The 16983-nt window shown below is 61.7% G+C and carries 19 protein-coding genes and 1 pseudogene; 12 read left to right on the top strand and 8 right to left on the bottom strand.

Translation table 11 applies throughout. The features are described 5' to 3' along the window. Window positions 1–74: 74 nt before the first annotated feature. The gene (locus ABD704_RS06765; protein WP_344698911.1) at window positions 75–623 is read left to right on the top strand and encodes an FMN-dependent NADH-azoreductase; all 549 of its coding nucleotides are present in this window, start codon (window positions 75–77) and stop codon (window positions 621–623) included. Window positions 624–762: 139 nt separating this feature from the next. Then, window positions 763–1008 (top strand): DUF6582 domain-containing protein, encoded by a 246-nt coding sequence (locus ABD704_RS06760; RefSeq protein ID WP_344698910.1) that lies wholly within the window; start codon window positions 763–765, stop codon window positions 1006–1008. A gap of 69 nt (window positions 1009–1077) precedes the next feature. Here the strand turns inward: ABD704_RS06760 and ABD704_RS06755 are convergent, their stop codons facing one another. Genes ABD704_RS06755 through ABD704_RS06745 form a run of 3 tightly spaced genes read right to left on the bottom strand, consistent with a single transcriptional unit; the run spans window position 1078 to window position 4648 of the window. Continuing rightward, window positions 1078–2367 (bottom strand): dihydrolipoamide acetyltransferase family protein, encoded by a 1290-nt coding sequence (locus ABD704_RS06755; RefSeq protein ID WP_344698909.1) that lies wholly within the window; start codon window positions 2365–2367, stop codon window positions 1078–1080. After that, on the bottom strand, window positions 2367–3371 hold the full coding sequence (locus ABD704_RS06750; protein ID WP_344700507.1) for an alpha-ketoacid dehydrogenase subunit beta: 1005 nt from the start codon (window positions 3369–3371) through the stop codon (window positions 2367–2369). Before ABD704_RS06750 ends, ABD704_RS06755 begins: the two co-directional genes overlap by 1 nt. An 8-nt stretch (window positions 3372–3379) precedes the next feature. After that, window positions 3380–4648 carry a 3-methyl-2-oxobutanoate dehydrogenase (2-methylpropanoyl-transferring) subunit alpha gene (locus ABD704_RS06745; protein WP_344698908.1) on the bottom strand — a complete coding sequence of 423 codons (1269 nt, stop codon included), beginning with the start codon at window positions 4646–4648 and terminating at the stop codon, window positions 3380–3382. 123 nt (window positions 4649–4771) lie between these two features. Here ABD704_RS06745 and ABD704_RS06740 point away from each other — a divergent pair, with 123 nt between their 5' ends. Together ABD704_RS06740 and ABD704_RS14675 are read left to right on the top strand one after the other, a co-directional pair. Beyond that, complete coding sequence (locus ABD704_RS06740) at window positions 4772–5692, top strand: IS1595 family transposase (protein ID WP_344698907.1); 921 nt, start codon at window positions 4772–4774, stop codon at window positions 5690–5692. A 169-nt stretch (window positions 5693–5861) separates the two neighbouring features. Then, window positions 5862–6245, top strand: a pseudogene (locus ABD704_RS14675) (PIN domain-containing protein); the annotation flags it as partial. A gap of 235 nt (window positions 6246–6480) precedes the next feature. Here ABD704_RS14675 and ABD704_RS06735 read toward each other — a convergent pair. Both ABD704_RS06735 and ABD704_RS06730 read right to left on the bottom strand, forming a co-directional pair. Beyond that, the gene (locus tag ABD704_RS06735; protein ID WP_344698906.1) at window positions 6481–6615 is read right to left on the bottom strand and encodes a hypothetical protein; all 135 of its coding nucleotides are present in this window, start codon (window positions 6613–6615) and stop codon (window positions 6481–6483) included. A gap of 9 nt (window positions 6616–6624) precedes the next feature. After that, on the bottom strand, window positions 6625–7107 hold the full coding sequence (locus ABD704_RS06730) for a hypothetical protein (RefSeq protein WP_344698905.1): 483 nt from the start codon (window positions 7105–7107) through the stop codon (window positions 6625–6627). Between the two features lie 329 nt (window positions 7108–7436). On the opposite strand from ABD704_RS06730, the gene ABD704_RS06725 reads away from it, so the two are divergent. After that, the gene (locus ABD704_RS06725; RefSeq protein WP_344698904.1) at window positions 7437–7721 is read left to right on the top strand and encodes a DUF3297 family protein; all 285 of its coding nucleotides are present in this window, start codon (window positions 7437–7439) and stop codon (window positions 7719–7721) included. Here ABD704_RS06725 and ABD704_RS06720 read toward each other — a convergent pair. Then, entirely contained in the window at window positions 7694–7909 is a 216-nt protein-coding gene (locus ABD704_RS06720; RefSeq protein WP_344698903.1) for a hypothetical protein, read from the bottom strand. The genes ABD704_RS06725 and ABD704_RS06720 overlap by 28 nt on opposite strands. A gap of 243 nt (window positions 7910–8152) precedes the next feature. Here ABD704_RS06720 and ABD704_RS06715 point away from each other — a divergent pair, with 243 nt between their 5' ends. The 4 genes from ABD704_RS06715 to ABD704_RS06700 are packed head-to-tail and all read left to right on the top strand — an operon-like array spanning window position 8153 to window position 9705. Further along, window positions 8153–8290 carry a hypothetical protein gene (locus ABD704_RS06715; RefSeq protein WP_344698902.1) on the top strand — a complete coding sequence of 46 codons (138 nt, stop codon included), beginning with the start codon at window positions 8153–8155 and terminating at the stop codon, window positions 8288–8290. Next, window positions 8283–9053 (top strand): PspA/IM30 family protein, encoded by a 771-nt coding sequence (locus ABD704_RS06710; protein WP_344698901.1) that lies wholly within the window; start codon window positions 8283–8285, stop codon window positions 9051–9053. Before ABD704_RS06715 ends, ABD704_RS06710 begins: the two co-directional genes overlap by 8 nt. A gap of 17 nt (window positions 9054–9070) precedes the next feature. Then, window positions 9071–9475, top strand: coding sequence for a PspC domain-containing protein (locus tag ABD704_RS06705; protein WP_344698900.1), 405 nt, complete (start codon window positions 9071–9073; stop codon window positions 9473–9475). Then, window positions 9475–9705: a hypothetical protein gene (locus ABD704_RS06700; RefSeq protein ID WP_344698899.1), complete on the top strand. Its 231-nt coding sequence runs from the start codon at window positions 9475–9477 to the stop codon at window positions 9703–9705. The genes ABD704_RS06705 and ABD704_RS06700 overlap by 1 nt, the downstream gene beginning before the upstream one ends. Before the next feature lie 81 nt (window positions 9706–9786). Here ABD704_RS06700 and ABD704_RS06695 read toward each other — a convergent pair whose 3' ends face one another. Beyond that, window positions 9787–11973 carry a TonB-dependent receptor gene (locus ABD704_RS06695; protein WP_344698898.1) on the bottom strand — a complete coding sequence of 729 codons (2187 nt, stop codon included), beginning with the start codon at window positions 11971–11973 and terminating at the stop codon, window positions 9787–9789. Between the two features lie 146 nt (window positions 11974–12119). On the opposite strand from ABD704_RS06695, the gene ABD704_RS06690 reads away from it, so the two are divergent. The 3 genes from ABD704_RS06690 (at window position 12120) to xth (ending at window position 15406) form a co-directional block, all read left to right on the top strand. Beyond that, window positions 12120–13016, top strand: coding sequence for a cation diffusion facilitator family transporter (locus tag ABD704_RS06690; RefSeq protein ID WP_344698897.1), 897 nt, complete (start codon window positions 12120–12122; stop codon window positions 13014–13016). After that, window positions 13016–14212, top strand: coding sequence for a threonine synthase (locus tag ABD704_RS06685; RefSeq protein WP_344698896.1), 1197 nt, complete (start codon window positions 13016–13018; stop codon window positions 14210–14212). The genes ABD704_RS06690 and ABD704_RS06685 overlap by 1 nt, the downstream gene beginning before the upstream one ends. Window positions 14213–14632: 420 nt before the next feature. Next, complete coding sequence (gene xth / locus ABD704_RS06680; protein ID WP_344700506.1) at window positions 14633–15406, top strand: exodeoxyribonuclease III; 774 nt, start codon at window positions 14633–14635, stop codon at window positions 15404–15406. Between the two features lie 48 nt (window positions 15407–15454). On the opposite strand, the gene ABD704_RS06675 is transcribed toward xth, so the two are convergent. Continuing rightward, window positions 15455–16939 (bottom strand): serine hydrolase domain-containing protein, encoded by a 1485-nt coding sequence (locus ABD704_RS06675; protein WP_344698895.1) that lies wholly within the window; start codon window positions 16937–16939, stop codon window positions 15455–15457. Window positions 16940–16983 lie beyond the last annotated feature (44 nt).

Here is a 16983-nt window from a genome sequence, read left to right as displayed (position 1 = left end):
TGCGTTCTTGCGGGCGAAACCTTGGTGGTTATCTAGCGTGCCTTCGGTAATAATTCCATACCTAGGAGGCAATAGTGACCATCCTTCATCTCGACGCCAGCATCACTGGCGAAAATAGCGCGAGCCGGGCCATTTCGCGCTCGATCGTCGACCAGTTGAAGTCGGGGACTTATAGCGAGGTCATCTATCGCGATCTCACCGCCAACCCGCTCCCGCACCTGACGCTCGACGCGTTTGCCGACACCAGCGTGCTCGACGAATTCCTGGATGCCGACGCGATCGTGATCGGTGCGCCGATGTACAATTTCACGCTTCCGACGCAGCTTAAGTCCTGGATCGACCGCGTCCTCGTGGCGGGCAAGACCTTTCGTTACGGCGAGAACGGCCCCGAGGGACTTGCCGGCGGCAGGCGGGTCATCATCGCGCTCGCACGTGGGGGCATCTACAACGCTGGCTCCCCGGCGGCTTCGCTCGAGCATCTCGAGACTTACCTGCGCGGTGTCTTCAACTTCATGGGGATCGAGCCCGAATTCGTCGCAGCCGACGGTCTGAACATTGGTCCCGAGCAGCGCGAACAGTCGCTCAAGCAGGCGCTCGGCGAGACGGTCCGCCTCGCGGCGTGAACGATCCCCAAGCGGCCGCACATCGGCCGCTTTCGGGCCCCGGTGCGTGTTCTGCCCCTCCCTCGCGCGCCGGGGCTCGATCATTAAAAATGCGAACGCGATGGCGATTGCGGCGTTGTAGCCCTGAAAGGAGCACCCAATGTCCGAACTCAGCGAAAAGCAGCGCGACAGTCTCGATGAGGACCAGTTCGCTTTCCCGAAAGAGCGCAAGGAACCGCTCAGCAACGCCAGCCACGTCCGCAATGCGATCGCTCGTTTCAACCAGGTCCGCGACGTCTCAGACGACGAACGGGATGCCGCGTGGGGCCGCATCAAGCGCGCAGCGAAGAAGCACGGCGTTGAAGTGAACGAAGATAGCTGGCGAGACCTTCGCGCGAAGAAGTGACGGCGATCGCCGTTCGAATGGGTCCGGCGGAGTTCGTGGGCGCAACCCCAACGCCCAAAGAAATAGGCCTTAGGCGCTAAGCAGCCGCAGCGGGTTCTCGATGTAGCCTTTCAAGGTCTGCATAAAGCTCGCCGCGTCCCAGCCGTCGATGACGCGATGGTCGCACGAGAGCGACAGGTTCATGTGCTTGCGGACTTCGATTTCGCCATTGATGGGGACGAGCTTCTCTTCGAGCTTGTTCACGGCGATGATCGCAACCTGGGGCGGATTGACGACCGGCGTTGAGGTGATGCCGCCCATCGGGCCCAGGCTCGAAACTGTGAAAGTCGCGCCGCTGAGTTCGTCGCGCGTGGCCTTGCCGCTTCGCGCCGCCTCAGAAAGCCGAAGGATCTCTGATGCGAGTTCCCAAATCGACCGCGATTGAGCGTCACGGATGGTTGCCACCATAAGACCGTTGGCGGTCTGCGTTGCCATGCCCATGTGGACGGACCCGTACCGCGTGACGACCATTGCCTCGTCATCGAAGGTCGCGTTCAGCATCGGCCATTCGGCGAGGCCACGCGATAGAGCGGTGATGAGGAATGGAAGCAGTGTAAGCTTGGGGTTGGTGCCCCGGTCGCGGTTCATCATCGCGCGCGCTTCCTCAAGAGCGCTGACGTCGAACTCCTCGACCAAAGTGAAATGCTGAACGCGCCGGTTCGCTTCGGCCATGTTCTCGGCGATCTTGCGGCGAAGGCCGACGACCTTGACGCTCTCGTCCGGGCGCGCGGTCGCTGCACCGCGGGTCGAAACGCTGCCGCCGTTGTAGAGAAGATAGGCGTCCAGGTCTGAGTGACGAATGCGATCCGACGTGGTCTTCACTTGCGCCAGGTCGATGCCGAGGTCGCGAGCGCGAGCGCGAACGGCAGGGGAAGCGAGGACGTGAGCACCGCTCGGCTCCATTTCCGCAACCTCTGGTTCGACGCGCGGGGCTGGAACTGGCTTCGGCGCCTCGGCCTTCGCGTCGACTGAGACGATGGGGATTTCTTCCGCCTGTTCAGGCGTCGCCTGAACCGCGCCGTCCGCGAGCGGCCGTTCATCACGGCTGTCGTCGGCAGGCTCGGCAGCGCGATCCGCGCCTTCTGTCTCGATTACGGCGAGCACGGACCCAATCGGAATCTGATCGCCGACGTCGCCCGCGAGCTCGACCACCTTGCCGGCTACCGGCGATTCCATCTCGACCGTCGCCTTGTCGGTCATCATGTCGGCGATCTGCTGGTCTTCACCGATCATGTCGCCGACCTTGACGTGCCAGGCGACGATCTCAGCCTCGGCAATGCCTTCGCCGATGTCGGGCAGCTTGAATTCGTATCGAGCCATCAGTCAGCCATCACTTTTTCGAGGGCGCGCTTCAAGCGCTTCGGGCCCGGGAAATAGGCCCATTCGTAAGCGTGCGGGTAAGGCGTGTCCCAACCGGTCACGCGCTCCACCGGCGCTTCGAGATGATAGAAGCAGCGCTCCTGCACGAGCGCGGAAAGCTCGGCGGCGAAGCCGGAAGTGCGCGGCGCCTCCTGCGCAATCAGGCAGCGGCCGGTCTTCTCAACCGATTTCTCGATTGTCTTGATATCCAGTGGAACGAGCGTGCGCAGGTCGATGACTTCGGCGTCGAGACCTTGCTCCTCGACCGCGGCGAGCGCGACGTGCACCATGGTGCCGTAAGCGAGGACGGTCACCGCATCACCTTCGCGGACGATCGACGCCTTGCCGAGCGGGACGGTGTAATAACCCTCGGGCACTTCGCTGGCCGGATGCTTGGACCAAGGCTTCACTGGACGGTCGTGATGCCCGTCGAACGGTCCATTATAAATGCGCTTGGGCTCGAAGAAGATCACCGGGTCGGGATCCTCGACCGCCGCGATCAGCAGGCCCTTTGCGTCATAAGGCGTCGACGGGACGACGACCTTCAAGCCCGCGATGTGGGTGAAAAGAGACTCCGGCGACTGGCTGTGCGTCTGGCCCCCGAAGATGCCACCGCCATAGGGGGTGCGGATGACCATCGGCATAGCCCACTCGCCGGCGGTGCGATAACGCATCTTGGCCACTTCGCTGACGATCTGGTCGTAGCCGGGGTAGATGTAATCGGCGAACTGGATCTCGATCAGCGGCTTGATGCCGTAGGCGGCCATGCCGACAGCGGTTGCGACAATGCCACCTTCGCTGATCGGTGCGTCGAACGCGCGCTGCTTGCCGAATTCCTTTTGCAATCCTTCAGTGACGCGAAACACGCCGCCGAAGTAACCGGCGTCCTCGCCGAACACGACAACATCCTCGTCGGCGCGCATGACGACCTTATGAGCGTCGTTGAGCGCCTGGATCATGTTCATCGTCGGCATCAGTCGCGTCCCTCCGACAGCGCCTGCTCGCGCTGCTCGGCGATGTGCCACGGCACCTCGGCATAAACGTCGTCGAACATGGTCTCGACCCCGTTCTTGCCTTGCTCTGGAAGAATGCCGAGCTTTTCAGATTCCTTCTGTGCCGCACGGACCGTGGCGTCGGCCTCGGCGTTTGCTGCCGCATGGCGTTCATCGTCCCATTCGCCAATGGCGATCAGGTGCGCCTTCAATCGCTCGATCGGATCGCCGAGCGGCCAGGACTTGGCCTCGTTGGTTGGGCGATAACCCGAGGGATCATCGGACGTGGAATGGCCTTCTGCGCGGTAGGTAAAGAACTCGATCAGTGTCGGGCCCTGATTCGACCGGGCGCGTTCCGACGCCCACTTCGTCGCCGCGTACACTGCCAGCGCATCATTCCCATCTACGCGCAGCCCGGCGATGCCGTATCCCACCGCTCGCTGCGCGAAGGTCGCGCGCTCCGCGCCAGCGATCCCGGAAAAGCTCGAGATCGCCCACTGGTTGTTCACGACAGCGAGCACGACCGGCACGTTGTAGACGGCAGCAAAGGTCAGCGCCGAATGAAAGTCGCCTTCGGCGGTCGCGCCGTCACCGATCCAGCCCATGGCGATCCGGCTGTCGCCCTTGATAGCCGCACCCATCGCCCAGCCGACGGCTTGCGGGAATTGCGTGCCGAGGTTGCCGGAAATCGAGAAGAAGCCGAACTTCTTGTCCGAATACATAATCGGCAACTGGCGCCCGCGAAGCTTGTCGCCGCGGTTGGAGTAGATCTGATTCATCATTTCCGTCAGCGGATAGCCGCGCGCGACGAGCAGGCCCTGCTGACGATAGGTCGGAAAGTGCATGTCCTCGCGGTCGAGCGCGGTCTGCGCTGCAATAGCGATTGCCTCTTCGCCCGTGCACTTCATGTAGAAGCTGGTCTTCCCCTGCCGCTGTGCGCGGTACATGCGGTCGTCGAATATCCGCACCGTGATCATGTCACGGAGCATCTTACGCAGCGTTTCGGGGTCGAGCTTCGGGTCCCATGCGCCGACCGCCTTGCTGTCGTCGCCGAGCACCCGAACTAGCTGTGTCGTCAGCGGATGCGTTTCCGCTGCAGGCGCCGCAATGTCAGGGCGCGGCGCACTGCCGGCGGCAGGAATCTTCAGCGAAGAAAAGTCCGGCGCATCACCCGGACGGAACGGCGGCTCCGGAACGTGCAGCGCCAGCTTCGGCGCATTACGGCGCAGCGATGGATCCTTGTCACTCATGTCTGGCGCGAGCGCTTAGTCCTGTCTCGGCGAGGCGGCAACTGCCACTGTCAACGTTACTGGACATTATATACTTGACGTACTAACGGTGTGGGAGTAGATCGGTCTCAAGAGGAAAGACCGATGAACCTTACCAACCCCATTTATCAGGATGCGGACAAAGCCCGCGAGCACATTGAGGCCATCCATTGGCCGAATGGGCCGGTCTGCCCGCACTGCGGCTCGGTCGAGAATATCAAGAAGCTCCAGGGCAAATCGACCCGCAAGGGCGTGTATAAATGCAACGCCTGCACAAAGCCGTTCACGGTCACTGTCGGCACCGTCATGGAAGACAGCAAAATCCCGCTGAACAAGTGGCTCATGGCGTTTGCGATGGTCAACGGTTCCAAGAAGGGCGTCTCGGCTCACCAGCTACATCGCCAGCTTGGCATCACGTACAAGTCGGCTTGGTTCATGGAGCATCGCATCCGCGAGGCCATGAAGCAGGATTTCGAGCCGATGGGCGGCCCCGGCATGGTGATCGAGGCCGACGAAACTTTCTTCGGCAAGGATAAGACTGCCCCGAAGAGCCGCATGGCAATCCGCAACATGAATAAGATCGTGAGCCTCGTCGATCGCACGACGGGCCGCGCAGTCTCCTTCCACGTTACGGACAATCTGAACGCCGATACGATCAGCGGCATCCTCTACACGAACGTGCGCCGCGCAAGCCGCCTAATGACTGACGAAGCGCACTACTACATGCGCCCCGGCCTTGAGTTCGCTTCGCATCAGAGCGTCAACCACAGCGCCAAAGAGTACGTGCGTGGCGACGTTACGACGAACACGATTGAAGGCTTCTTCGGCATCTTCAAGCGCGGCATGAAGGGCATCTATCAGCATTGCAGCAGCAAGCACTTGCAGCGCTATCTCAACGAGTTCGACTTCCGGTACACGTTCCGCGCCGCGAACGGCTACGACGACGCAGCCCGCACCGCAGAGGCACTGAAAGGTGCGCGTGGCAAACGCCTCATGTACCGGCAACCTGACTTCGCAGCAGCCTAACCACTACCGAGCGTCGCGCGTTTACGGAGAGCGACGGAAGCGATGGACACGCTAGGCAAGAAAAAGCCCGGAGCGCACTAGGCTCTCCGGGCGGGCCGCTGGGCGCACCATGCGGCGTTGCAAGTAGCCATCTAGGAATCTAGACCCCTCAAGTCAAGGGGGATTCGTCTTGCGAGTATCGGTCTATATAGATGGGTTCAACCTCTACCATGCGGTAGATGATCTTGGCCAACCATACCTAAAATGGCTCAATCTTTGGAAGTTAAGTGAGGGCTTAGCTAGAGGCCACGGAAAGCTTGATCGTGTGATCTATTGCACTGCTTGGCGGGACCGGGAAGTGGGCAAGAAAGCACGGCATCGCTTCTATGTTGAGGCTCTCGAATTAGTCGGCGTCAAAACCATTTTTGGCCATGAAGCCGACGAGACCGTTGAATGCCGCCCATGCGGCAATTCGTGGACCGTGAAGCGCGAAAAAGCCACCGACCTGAACCTCGGTCTAAGCCTCTATCAGGACGCCTTGGACGACCTTTACGACGTGGCATTTGTAGTCAGCGCTGATTCCGATCAGGCGGCCTCATTTGCGTTCGTGAAGACCGGTTTCCAAATAAGGGGCTGTTTACAGTCGCTCCACCGGACAGGCCGTTATCCAAGCACCTTTACGCCATCGCCGATGGCAAGAAGACCCTCAAAGAGAAAGACTTGCACGCTGCAATCTTTGAAAAGGAAGTCACGGACGGAACGAAGATCGTGTTCCGACCGAAGGAATATGACCCCGTCTGGGATCAGTCCTAGCCGCGCTTCCTCGGCTCTTGCTTTGAGCGCCTGATTATCTCTTCGTTGCTTATCGGCGGCGTCGCCAGAGCGCGGCGCAGCAGTTCGTCGCGTTGGCGAGCTTCGTCGGTCGATGCTGCTTTGGTGGCCATTCGCTTCTCCTAAGACAATACAAACGAGCCCATCATCGCATTAAGGCTGCGCTTCGGCTTGAGCAGGCTTTGGGCGTTCTCCAACACGGTTGGGTCAAAGGCTACGGTCGCAAACCAACGATGCGCCGCATTATTCAAGTGAGCGCAGAATTGCTCGACGCTGATATAAAGGGTGTCTCCCATATCAACCATCGGCATCGAGTCCATCGCGCCCCAGAAATGGCAGTGAAAGGCGATCCGTTTGAAATGTCCGCCCGCCAGATCGGATCGCGATTGGTGCACAAATCCACATCGCAAACTGTAGCATTGTTCTGGCGATAGGAGAATGAAATTGCCCCACATGTATTCTCCGTACCAAGCGAGGTACGCCGACCGTGTGGCGCGTCCATCTGAAGCCATGAGTGCGCCGCAAATGTCGGGAACTGCCAGCGCTTGCATCATTGCGAGATAAGGAAGGCCGTTAGTTATCGCCGCCTGAATTTCGTGCAACAAGGGCCGCAACGGGTGCGACGGCACTCCCAGGTCCATTTTTACACCACTCTATTACGTCCAACAGATCCACATCGGTGTACCTGTTTCCGCACTCGCTGAAAGCCCTGAGCACAAGGCGCCCCTCGTGGCGTCGTAGCTCGACGGGGAGACCTTCCGAGTACTCACGGACCCCGTGCATAACTATAACGTCTTCGATGCGCCGGCCTGTCGCCGACTCGGTATCAGTAACTGGACGGTACGTCATGTATATAATGTCCACGTTACTTGACACACCCGTCTGGAGCGCTTCGCGTTGACGGTGAAAGGTGCGCGAGGGTAGGGGCGCGCGCATGGCCGAAAAAGTATCAGACACGCCCCCCGATCGCCTCTCGCTCGACCCGCGCAGCGAGCATTTCGATGAGTCGCTGCTCAGCCGCGGCGTCGGCATCAAGTTCAATGGCGTCGAAAAGACCAACGTCATCGAATATTCGGTGTCGGAAGGCTGGATTCGCGTTGCGGCCGGCCGCAGCAGGGATCGCTACGGCCAGCCGATGACGCTGAAGCTCAACGGCAAGGTCGAGCCCTATTTCGAGCATCCGCCCGAAGGTCAGGAAGCAGCAGCGTCCGACGAATAGTCTGCGCGACCGCGGCGTCGGTCACGCAATTTCCTGAAAGCCCAGCCGCCAAGCGCCACGGCCGCTAGCGCTGGCACGCTGCGTCGGGCGAGCGCGGCTGCGCCATATCCGATGATTGCGCCCTTGGTGCCCCTGTTGGGGCCAGCGACCTTCTCTCCGAGCCACGCGCCTGCAAGCTTGCCAAGCATCTCTCAAACTCCCTCTGAATAACCTTTCCGTAAGGACGCCCGGGGCGGAGCGATGTTCCGATCCGAGCATGGCGAATGTTCCCAACCGACGATTGGTGATTCCCACCAAGTCTTGGTTGGGAAATTGCGCCACCGCGACCCGCATAGCAAAGTTTTTCCCAGTTTTCCGGGATTGGCACGGCCCTTGAATAGTAGTCTGCATCGGCACGGACCAACAAGCCGGCCGGAAAAAGGGAGATACCAATGTCGTCGCAGTCGCAGTTCACTCGCAACCTGGTCGCCATCGCCGCGGCGCTCTTCATGAGCACGGTCGCGATCGGCGCCGCCGTCGGCCCGGCCCAGGCCAATGCCAATCCCGTAAAGGTTTCCATCAATGCCTGAACTCGAAGTTCTTGAAGCCCATGTTCCGATCCGCACGCCGCGGCTGGTGAAAGTGGAAGAGGCGGCCACCGAGCGTCTCGCTCCCGTCGCCGCCTGGTTCAGCGGTCCCGTGTTCAGCCGCGCTCGTGACATCTTCGCGGCGAACATGACGGAGCTCCTCGACCGGTCGGAAGATCCTTCGAAGATGATCCGCATGATCATCCTCGAGATGGAAGAGACGTTGGTCGAGGTTCGGGCTTCGGCGGCGCGGTCGATCGCCGACATCAAGGAGATGCGGCGGGCGCTCGGACGGCTCGACCAGATGCAGGCCGACTGGACTGCGAAGGCTGAGCTGGCACTGAGCAAGGATCGCGAAGACCTCGCCAAGGCGGCGCTGCTCGAAAAGGAGAAGGCCACCGACATGGCAGAAGGCCTCAAGACCGAGGTCGACCAGATCGATCAGGTGCTGCGTGGCTACGAAGCGGACATCGCCAAGCTTCAGGCGAAGCTGCGTGAAGCCCGCGCCCGCCAGAACGCCATTGCGGCACGGTTCGAAAGCGCCGTGACCCGGGCGAAGGCGCGGGAGGTCATGAACGGCAGCAGGACGCTGGATGCGTTCAGCAAGTTCGAGATCCTCGAGCGCCGCGCCGACTTCGCGGAAGGCCGCGCCGAGGCGCTGGGTATCAGCAGTCTCGAAGATGAGATCCACGAGCTCAAGGCGATGGAAAGCGTCGACCGCGAGCTGGAAGCGATGAAAGCCGCGCTTAAAGCGCGGGTTCAGTAAGAAAGGTCAGGGGAATGATGGCCCGCAAGATTTATCCCTACTCGCTCCACAGCAAGGACGCGAAGATCGCCGGCGTCTGCTCGACGCTCGGCGCACGGACCGGGATCGACCCGACTTTCATCAGGATCGCCTGGATCGCGGTTCCGCTGCTGACGCACATTCCGATCAGCCTTGCGCTGATCGCCTATGCAGCGGTGGGCATCTACCTCGCCCTGCAGAAAAGGAAGTCGATGGTCGGTGATGCTCGCATGAGCGATTTCGACCGCATGGGAGACGTCGTGAAGCGCAAGCCGACCGTACAGGCGATGCGCACCGAACTCGACGAAACCGACCGCCGCCTGATGGCGATCGATCACCACATCAACACGCAGAACGATCAGCTGGCGCGTGAGATCGAAGCGCTCCGGCAGGAGGAAAAGTAATGGATCCGCTGACGATCGGAGTGCTCTCGGGCAGCGTCATCGCCGGATTGGGCGGCGCAAGCTTCGCGGGGCTAAAGGCTTGGAACGGCTGGCTCGAGCTCAAGAAGATGGAGCTGACGCAGTTTGCCAGCGACCGCGGACTTCCCCCGGCCACGGGCCGGATCGAGATCGCGGATCTTCGCGAACGCGTCCGTAAGCTCGAAGCGATCGCCGCCGGCATCGATATCTAAATCCCCGCGCCCGTCGTCTTCCCCAGCGACTGGCCAAGTAGAGGCGGTCCGGCACCCTTCCCGGACCGCCTCTTTCTTTGTCTAGAAGCCTACGCGCGCTGTCACGCGAATGTCGCGGCCGGCGAGCGGCGCATAGTCCTTCAGATCGCTAGAGTGGCGGCGTGCCTCAACGTCGAACAGATTGTTGCCCTGGAGCGAAAGCGTCAGGTCCGGATTGGCGGAAAAAGGGTGCCAGTCGAGTGACGCATTCACCATTGTATAGCCGGGGGTCGTCGTCTCGTCGGGCGCAACCTTGTGTTGGCTGGATACGCGTTCGACCTCGACCTTGCCATCGAACTGGCCGCGCGTGCCCGTCAGACCTGCAAGAACCCGGAAAGGCGGGATCTCAGGCGCATTGCCGAAATTTTTGATCTTGGCGCGCACCGCGTCGGTCGTGATCTCGCCGCCCCAATCGATCCCTAGTGCGTTACCGAGCTTCGCGTCGGCCTCGAGCTCGAAGCCGTAATAGTCCGCCTTGCCCTCCCGATATTCATAGACCGGCAGCCCATCCTCGATTTCATCGGTGGGCGCCTGGAAGAGGTAGTTGGAAAAGTGGCTGTAATAGACGCTGCCCTGGAAGTGCACCGGCCCTGTCGTTTTGTGAAGGCTGAGGTCAACGCCGTTGCTCGACTGCTTCTTCAAGTCGGGATTGCCAAGCAGGAATTGCTGACTGCCTCCGTGCGGGCCGAACGAAAATAGCTCGTCGATCGACGGCGAACGCTCGGAGTGCGACAGCGACAAGCCCAGCCGCCAATCGCCAACCAGCTGGTAATTGGCGCCGACCGATGCGGAAACAGAGGTGAAATTGCGCGAGAAGGGCGCAGCCCCGATATCGATCTCTTCGCCGAACTCGTCGCCGATCTCTTCTCCCTGCTCGGCGAGCGTTTCGTCCTGGTCGGCATGAAGGCGCGCGAAGTCGACCCTCAGGCCGCCTTCGAAGCGGATTGGCCCATGCTCCAGGGTCTGGAGCGTGAAGAGTCCGAGGGTCTGCTTGCGGCTGTCGGGAAGATATTTTTCCGCGCCGGTAATCCGCGCGGTCTGGCTCCGGAACTGGACGCCGCTGGTGCCGCCCCAGCCGTCGCGATCCGTCTGCACGACGTCAGCGCGCAGCTCGCCGCCGTTCGAATAGAAGCGAGATCCAACGACGCCATCCTCTTCGATTTCGGCGTGGTGGTATTTTGAGAGCGCACCGCGGAATTCGAATAGCTTGAAGAAACCGCCGATCGGCACATTGGCGCGAACATCTCCGCGGTCCTGGTGTGCGTCGATTGTCGGCACTTCGGGCTGGATCGAGGGATCCAGGGAAAAGCGTATCGGAACGCCGTACTTTGCGTCGTGGTGGTTGTAGGACACGCCGATGTTCAGATCTCCATCGACATACGCAATGCCTCCGGCGGCATCGTCGACGCGACCTGCCGTATTCGGAAGCTTCTCCTTCAGATCCGCGAGCGCCTGAATTTCCGGATCGGGACTTGCAAGCGCCTCGCGCCGCAACGGCGCTGACAGCAGATAGCCGCCGACGTGCAGGTCGTCGTACTCGGAATAAGCGCCGTCAGCATGAGCGACGAAATGCGCGCCCAGCGGCACATTGATGCCCGCATTGCCTGATCGCTCATTCGCTGCCGTCCCATAATTCAGCAGGAGATCGACATTGACGTCGGTAGGCACTGAACGCGGAATTCGATTATCGATCACGTTCACGACGCCGGCAATCGCCGACGAATCGTAAAGCAGCGCACCGGGGCCACGCAGAACCTCGATGCGTTCCGCCGTCAGCGGGTTGATGGTCACGGCGTGATCGGGGTCAGACGCTGAAAGGTCGAGACTGCCAAGACCATCGATGAGAATGGTTGCGTCTTCCCCGGAAAAACCGCGCAAGATCGGGCGTGACGACGATGGACCGAAACTTGATGAGGTGACGCCGGGCATGTCGGCCAGCGTATCGCCGAGGCTCGGCTTCAGGTCGTGAGCCAGTTCTTCCTTGTCGAGTACGGACACGCCGCCGAGGACGTCCCCGGCACGTCGCCTAACGCCTGTCACGACAATGGATTGATCCTCATCGGGATGGGCCTTCGATGCGTCGCCTGGGGTAGGCTCCGGCGCTGACGCGCCGCCCGTGCCGGCATCTGCGCCGATCACTGTGGGCTGGCCCGCGTCGAAATAGCTTTCGGCTGCCACTGGGTAAATCGGAAGAGCCGCGGCGAGCGCCACGTAAGAAATGAGCTTCAAGGAAACGGAATACCTGCAAATTGGGGAATCGAAGCGGGGATAAAGGCGATGATACATTGTCGCAAGGTGGACGCTTGGTGAACAGGCGCCAGCTTTCGACCAACTGCATTTGAGTCCCGACGTACCGTTAGGCTACGGCTCGCGCGATGAGCGGCGGTCATTCTCACCATCACCACCATGACGCGCAGGCGGATTTCTCAAAGGCTTTCGCGATCGGTATCGCACTGAATGTCGGGTTCGTGTTGCTGGAGACGGTCTTCGGGTTCGCCGCCAACTCGATGTCCCTGCTCGCCGACGCCGGCCATAACCTCTCCGACGTTCTCGGCCTGGTGGTCGCCTGGGCCGGCGGGCGGATGGCGCGGACCGGTTCATCGCCGCGGTTCACATATGGGCTCAAGAAGGCGTCGATCCTCGCCGCGCTGGTCAATTCGCTCTTCCTGCTGATCGCCGTTGGCGCGATAGGCACGGAGGCGATCCGGCGTCTGTTTCATCCCACCGCGACAGAGGGCGGCGTGGTCATGGCGGTCGCTGCGGTTGGCATCCTCATCAACGGGCTCACCGCCTTGCTGTTCTCGCGCGGGCACCATGACATCAACATCCGCGGGGCGTTCCTGCATATGGCTGCCGATGCCGCTGTTTCCGGCGCGGTCGTGTTCGCTGGCCTTGTGATCCTGTGGACCGGGCAGAAATGGGTCGACCCGATCATGAGCCTCGCGGTCGCGATCGTGATCCTGTGGGGCAGCATCGGCCTTCTCAAGGAATCGGTGTGGATGTCGCTGGCCGGCGTTCCCGAGGGCATTGACGTCGATCAGGTTGAGATCGCGCTCGGCGAGATCGAGGGTGTCGACGCGGTGCACGACCTCCACATCTGGCCGATCAGCACGACCGAGACCGCGCTTACGGCGCACCTCGTTTCGGAACAGGCGAATTACCCGGACGATCTGCTCGCCGCGGTGCGCCGGATCCTGCACGACCGATTTCACATCGAACATTGCACCATTCAAGTCGAACGCCACCACCCGGCCGATCACAAGGACTGCTAGTGAACGCCACCCATCTCGAATGCTCGCTGACCGGCGAGCGGTATGAAGCCGGTCGCGTCCACAATCTGAGCAAGGCGGGGAAGCCGCTGCTCGTGCGCTATGATATTGCGGCGGCTCGGCGAACACTGACGCGCCAGAGCGTCGCGGACCGCGTGCCGGGCATGTGGAAATGGCGAGAGCTTCTTCCGCACGACGGCGAGCCGGTCAGCCTGGGCGAGCCGGAAACGCCGATAATTGCGTTGACGAATACCGCTGCGCGCGACGGCGCAAGCACTTTGCTCGTCAAGGATGAGGGGCGACTGCCGACCGGGTCGTTCAAGGCTCGCGGGCTGGCGATGGCGGTGACGATGGCCAAGCAGTTCGGAGTCGAGCGGATCGGCATGCCGACCAATGGCAATGCCGGCGCTGCCCTTGCCGCTTACGGCGCACGCGCCGGCATTGAGACCGTCGTGATTTGCCCGTCCGAAACGCCGGAGATCAACGTCACCGAGACTGCCGCCTATGGTGCGAGGGTTTACGTCGCGGACGGCCAGATCGACGAATGCGGCGCGTTGGTCGGGAAGGGCGCGGCCGAGGGCCTGTGGTTCGACTGCTCGACGCTCAAGGAGCCCTACCGCCTCGAAGGAAAGAAGGTGATGGGCTTTGAGCTTGCCGAGCAGCTCGGCTGGGAGGTGCCCGACGCGATCTTCTATCCCACTGGCGGCGGCACTGGCCTGATCGGCATGTGGAAAGCGTTCGACGAGCTGGAGAAGGCCGGCCTCATCCGCTCAAAGCGCCCGCGCATGTATGCCATTCAGGCCGAGGGATGCGCGCCCATGGTCCGGGCATTCGAACGCGGGGACGAGTTCGCTGAACGGTGGGAACACGCAGCAACCGTCGCAACGGGCATTCGCGTTCCAAAGGCGGTGGGAGACTTCCTCATCCTGCGCGCGGTCCGTGAAAGCGGCGGTGCGGCGATCGCCGTACCGGAAGGCGCCATTCTACAGGCAGTCGACGACGCCGCGCGCGACGACGGTTTCCTGTTCTGCCCCGAAGGCGGCGCGGTCCTCGCCGGCTGGCGACAAGCGCTCCAGCGCGGACTTGTCCGCCACGACGAACGCGTGCTGCTGTTCAATTGCGCGAATGGCAACAAATACCCGCTCGTGGATCGATCTCGGAAGCTTGTGCTGGGGGAAGCCGATCCCGCCGCGCTCTAGGGCACTGGCGATCGCAAACGGTCCATAAAAGTAAACCCCGGCAACCGAAGTTGCCGGGGTTCCATGCTTCGTTTCTCTTTCGAGTCCGGAAGCACAAAGACACAATAGCTGATGCCGGCGATTGTTCCAGCCCAAATATGTCAGCGGCCTGACATTTCTGTGGGCGAATCGGTGCAAGACTCGGTGGAAAACAACGCGACTCGGGCAAAACGATGAGCCCCGGCAGGCGCGGGCGCCTGTCGGGGCTCGATGCTCCCGATGCTGCGAATCGCGTCATCACCTCAGAATAGACGGAGCAGATCCACGCGGCCTTGGCTGCAGGTATCGCTCCGGAGACGCGGATTCATTCCATCCGAAGCACGTGCCGAGAACTGTTTCGCGCCCCGAGTGTTCCTACTGCTGATGACGAAGAAGCGCCGGCTGCGGATCGCGAGCTACAATATCAACGGGATCAACTCGCGGCTGGCAGTGCTGACCCGATGGCTTGCAGAGTTCCAGCCGGACGTCGCCTGCCTGCAAGAATTGAAGTGCACCGACGAGGTGTTCCCAAGGGAGGCGATCGAAGCTGCCGGCTATTCCGCGATCTGGCACGGGCAGCGAAGCTGGAACGGCGTTGCGACGCTAAGCCGCGTCGGCGAACCGGTCGAAACCCGCCGGGCGCTGCCTAGCGATCCGAAGCTTGAACAGAGCCGTTATCTCGAGGCCGCGGTTTGCGGGATACTGGTTGGCAACATGTACGCCCCCAATGGCAATCCGCGACCTGGCCCGAAGTTCGACTACAAGCTCGAGTGGATGGACCGGCTGCACGAACATGCGGCCGGGTTGCTTGGCAGCGGCGTTCCGGCTGTGCTCATCGGCGACTTCAACGTCATTCCGAGCGATCGGGACGTCTACAAGCCTGAGCGTTGGCTGAAGGATGCCTTGTTCGCGCCGGAAGCGCGCGAGAGGTATGAGCAACTCGTGGCGCAAGGTTGGACCGATGCGATCCGCCACCTCCATCCAGATGAGCGGATCTACACCTTCTGGCACTATTGGCGGAACTCGTTCCAGCGCGACGCGGGCATCCGCATCGACCACGCGCTCCTCAGCCCCAGCCTAGCCAAGAAGCTGAAAAGTGCCGGTGTCGACCGCACCCCCCGCGGTTGGGAAAAGACGAGCGATCACGCGCCGATCTGGGTCGAGGTGGAAGCCTAGGAAAGAGAGGCTGCTTCTCACACATAAAGGAGAAGTCGAACAAGGCGGTCAGGGCTTAGCCGGTGCGAACTCGAGCGCTTGTATGGCCAGCTCTCTCGTGGGCGCGCGCTGAACGCGGCCTTCGACGCGGCCATGGCTGCACGTCCATTTGAAGCGGCCTTCCATCGCCGATACCGGCGCAATGGGCTCATCCGCGGCGCAGTCGCCGACATCGGCTTTCACGTCACCGATCATCTTCGCCCAGGCCGCGCGGTCGTGGTCCATCAGCACGTTGTTCGCGAGCGGAGCGGCATTGATGTCCTGCGCGCGCCAGACGGCCTTGGCCGCGGCATAAGCGGCCGCCAGCTCTGCCGAGACCGGCGTCGCTAGGTCGGGCAAGGCGCCTGCTTGCTTCAACGCCAGTGCTGCCCGCCAGACGGGAAGCGACGCGCCGCCATAGGTCTTGCTCGAAAACGCGAAGATCCCGATGCGCTTGTCGGGGAGAAGCATCAGATAAGAACCGTAGCCGGGGTAGCCGCCGGAGTGACCGACCACGCGGCCAAGGTCGCAGTCTTCGGTGACCCTCCAAGCCATGGCATAGGCCCGCGCCTGCCGGCACGGTGCACCCCCGATCGCCGGATCCCGCATTCCTGCTTCGATAAGATTGTTGCCCGTGACGATCTCGCGCACGCTGGAGCGGCGAACAGGTCCGGCTTCGGCTTCGTCGCGCGGCGGCCATGCGGAGAGCAGGAATGCGACCCACTTGGCATAGTCGTTGGCGCTGGTCTGCACGCCGCCCATCGCACCGAACGCGCCGTCCTTCATATCGGGCTCGCGCACCCAGCGATTGTCTTGCCACCGATAGCCGATCGCGCGGCGTGAACTCGGCGACGCGAAGATGTCGTAGCCGGTAGAGCTCATGCCGAGCGGCGCCATGATCTGACGCTGGATGTAATCCTGGTAGCCCATGCCCGACAGGTTGCTGACGATGCGGCCGAGAATCGCGTAGCCGAGGTTCGAATATTCCATCGCTACCCCGGGCGCGCGTGCGAACCCGACGCCCGCTTTGAGCAAAGCCGTGAAGTCGGCCTCGGGCATCACCTGCTGGCGGTCGCCCCACGGATTGTCTTCCACGAACCCGGCACTGTGAGTGAGGAGGTTGCGGACGGTTATCCGCGGGCTGTCGGCGGTCGGATAGGTCCAGCCCTTAAGCTCCGGCACATAATTCTCGGCTGGCGCGTCGAGCGACATTTTCCCCTCGTCGCGCAACTTCAGGATCGCGAGCGCCGTGAAGGCTTTCGACATGGACGCGATGCGAAACAGGCTGTCGGCGTTGACCCTCTTATTCGACGCTGTGTCCTGAATGCCGAAACCGCGAACGGTGATCAGGCGGGCGTCGGCGACAATGCCGTAAACCAAGCCGGGCACATGCGAAGCGCGCTGCCAGTCGGCGAAGATCGTATCGACCTGCTTCAGTGTCGCCGCGTCAGGCGCCGCCGAAAGAGGAGTCGCGGTCGCGGCCAGGAAGCACGCAATAGCCATGCGAACCGTCATATGATTTCCCCCGAGTTTCATTGACCAACTCTAGGGTGTCCCGA

The sequence above is a fragment of the Sphingomonas limnosediminicola genome (assembly GCF_039537965.1).
In the GTDB taxonomy this organism is placed as follows: domain Bacteria; phylum Pseudomonadota; class Alphaproteobacteria; order Sphingomonadales; family Sphingomonadaceae; genus Sphingomicrobium; species Sphingomicrobium limnosediminicola.
This window is presented reverse-complemented; position numbering and strand designations above follow the sequence as displayed.

What these genes read in the sequence shown, in the direction of transcription:
- ABD704_RS06760 (WP_344698910.1), top strand. Translation starts at nt 763, where the DNA reads ATGTCCGAACTCAGCGAAAAGCAGCGCGACAGTCTCGATGAGGACCAG.
- ABD704_RS06755 (WP_344698909.1), bottom strand. Translation starts at nt 2,367, where the DNA reads ATGGCTCGATACGAATTCAAGCTGCCCGACATCGGCGAAGGCATTGCC.
- ABD704_RS06750 (WP_344700507.1), bottom strand. Translation starts at nt 3,371, where the DNA reads ATGAACATGATCCAGGCGCTCAACGACGCTCATAAGGTCGTCATGCGC.
- ABD704_RS06745 (WP_344698908.1), bottom strand. Translation starts at nt 4,648, where the DNA reads ATGAGTGACAAGGATCCATCGCTGCGCCGTAATGCGCCGAAGCTGGCG.
- ABD704_RS06740 (WP_344698907.1), top strand. Translation starts at nt 4,772, where the DNA reads ATGAACCTTACCAACCCCATTTATCAGGATGCGGACAAAGCCCGCGAG.
- ABD704_RS06735 (WP_344698906.1), bottom strand. Translation starts at nt 6,615, where the DNA reads ATGGCCACCAAAGCAGCATCGACCGACGAAGCTCGCCAACGCGACGAA.
- ABD704_RS06725 (WP_344698904.1), top strand. Translation starts at nt 7,437, where the DNA reads ATGGCCGAAAAAGTATCAGACACGCCCCCCGATCGCCTCTCGCTCGAC.
- ABD704_RS06720 (WP_344698903.1), bottom strand. Translation starts at nt 7,909, where the DNA reads ATGCTTGGCAAGCTTGCAGGCGCGTGGCTCGGAGAGAAGGTCGCTGGC.
- ABD704_RS06715 (WP_344698902.1), top strand. Translation starts at nt 8,153, where the DNA reads ATGTCGTCGCAGTCGCAGTTCACTCGCAACCTGGTCGCCATCGCCGCG.
- ABD704_RS06710 (WP_344698901.1), top strand. Translation starts at nt 8,283, where the DNA reads ATGCCTGAACTCGAAGTTCTTGAAGCCCATGTTCCGATCCGCACGCCG.
- ABD704_RS06705 (WP_344698900.1), top strand. Translation starts at nt 9,071, where the DNA reads ATGGCCCGCAAGATTTATCCCTACTCGCTCCACAGCAAGGACGCGAAG.
- ABD704_RS06700 (WP_344698899.1), top strand. Translation starts at nt 9,475, where the DNA reads ATGGATCCGCTGACGATCGGAGTGCTCTCGGGCAGCGTCATCGCCGGA.
- ABD704_RS06690 (WP_344698897.1), top strand. Translation starts at nt 12,120, where the DNA reads ATGAGCGGCGGTCATTCTCACCATCACCACCATGACGCGCAGGCGGAT.
- ABD704_RS06675 (WP_344698895.1), bottom strand. Translation starts at nt 16,939, where the DNA reads ATGACGGTTCGCATGGCTATTGCGTGCTTCCTGGCCGCGACCGCGACT.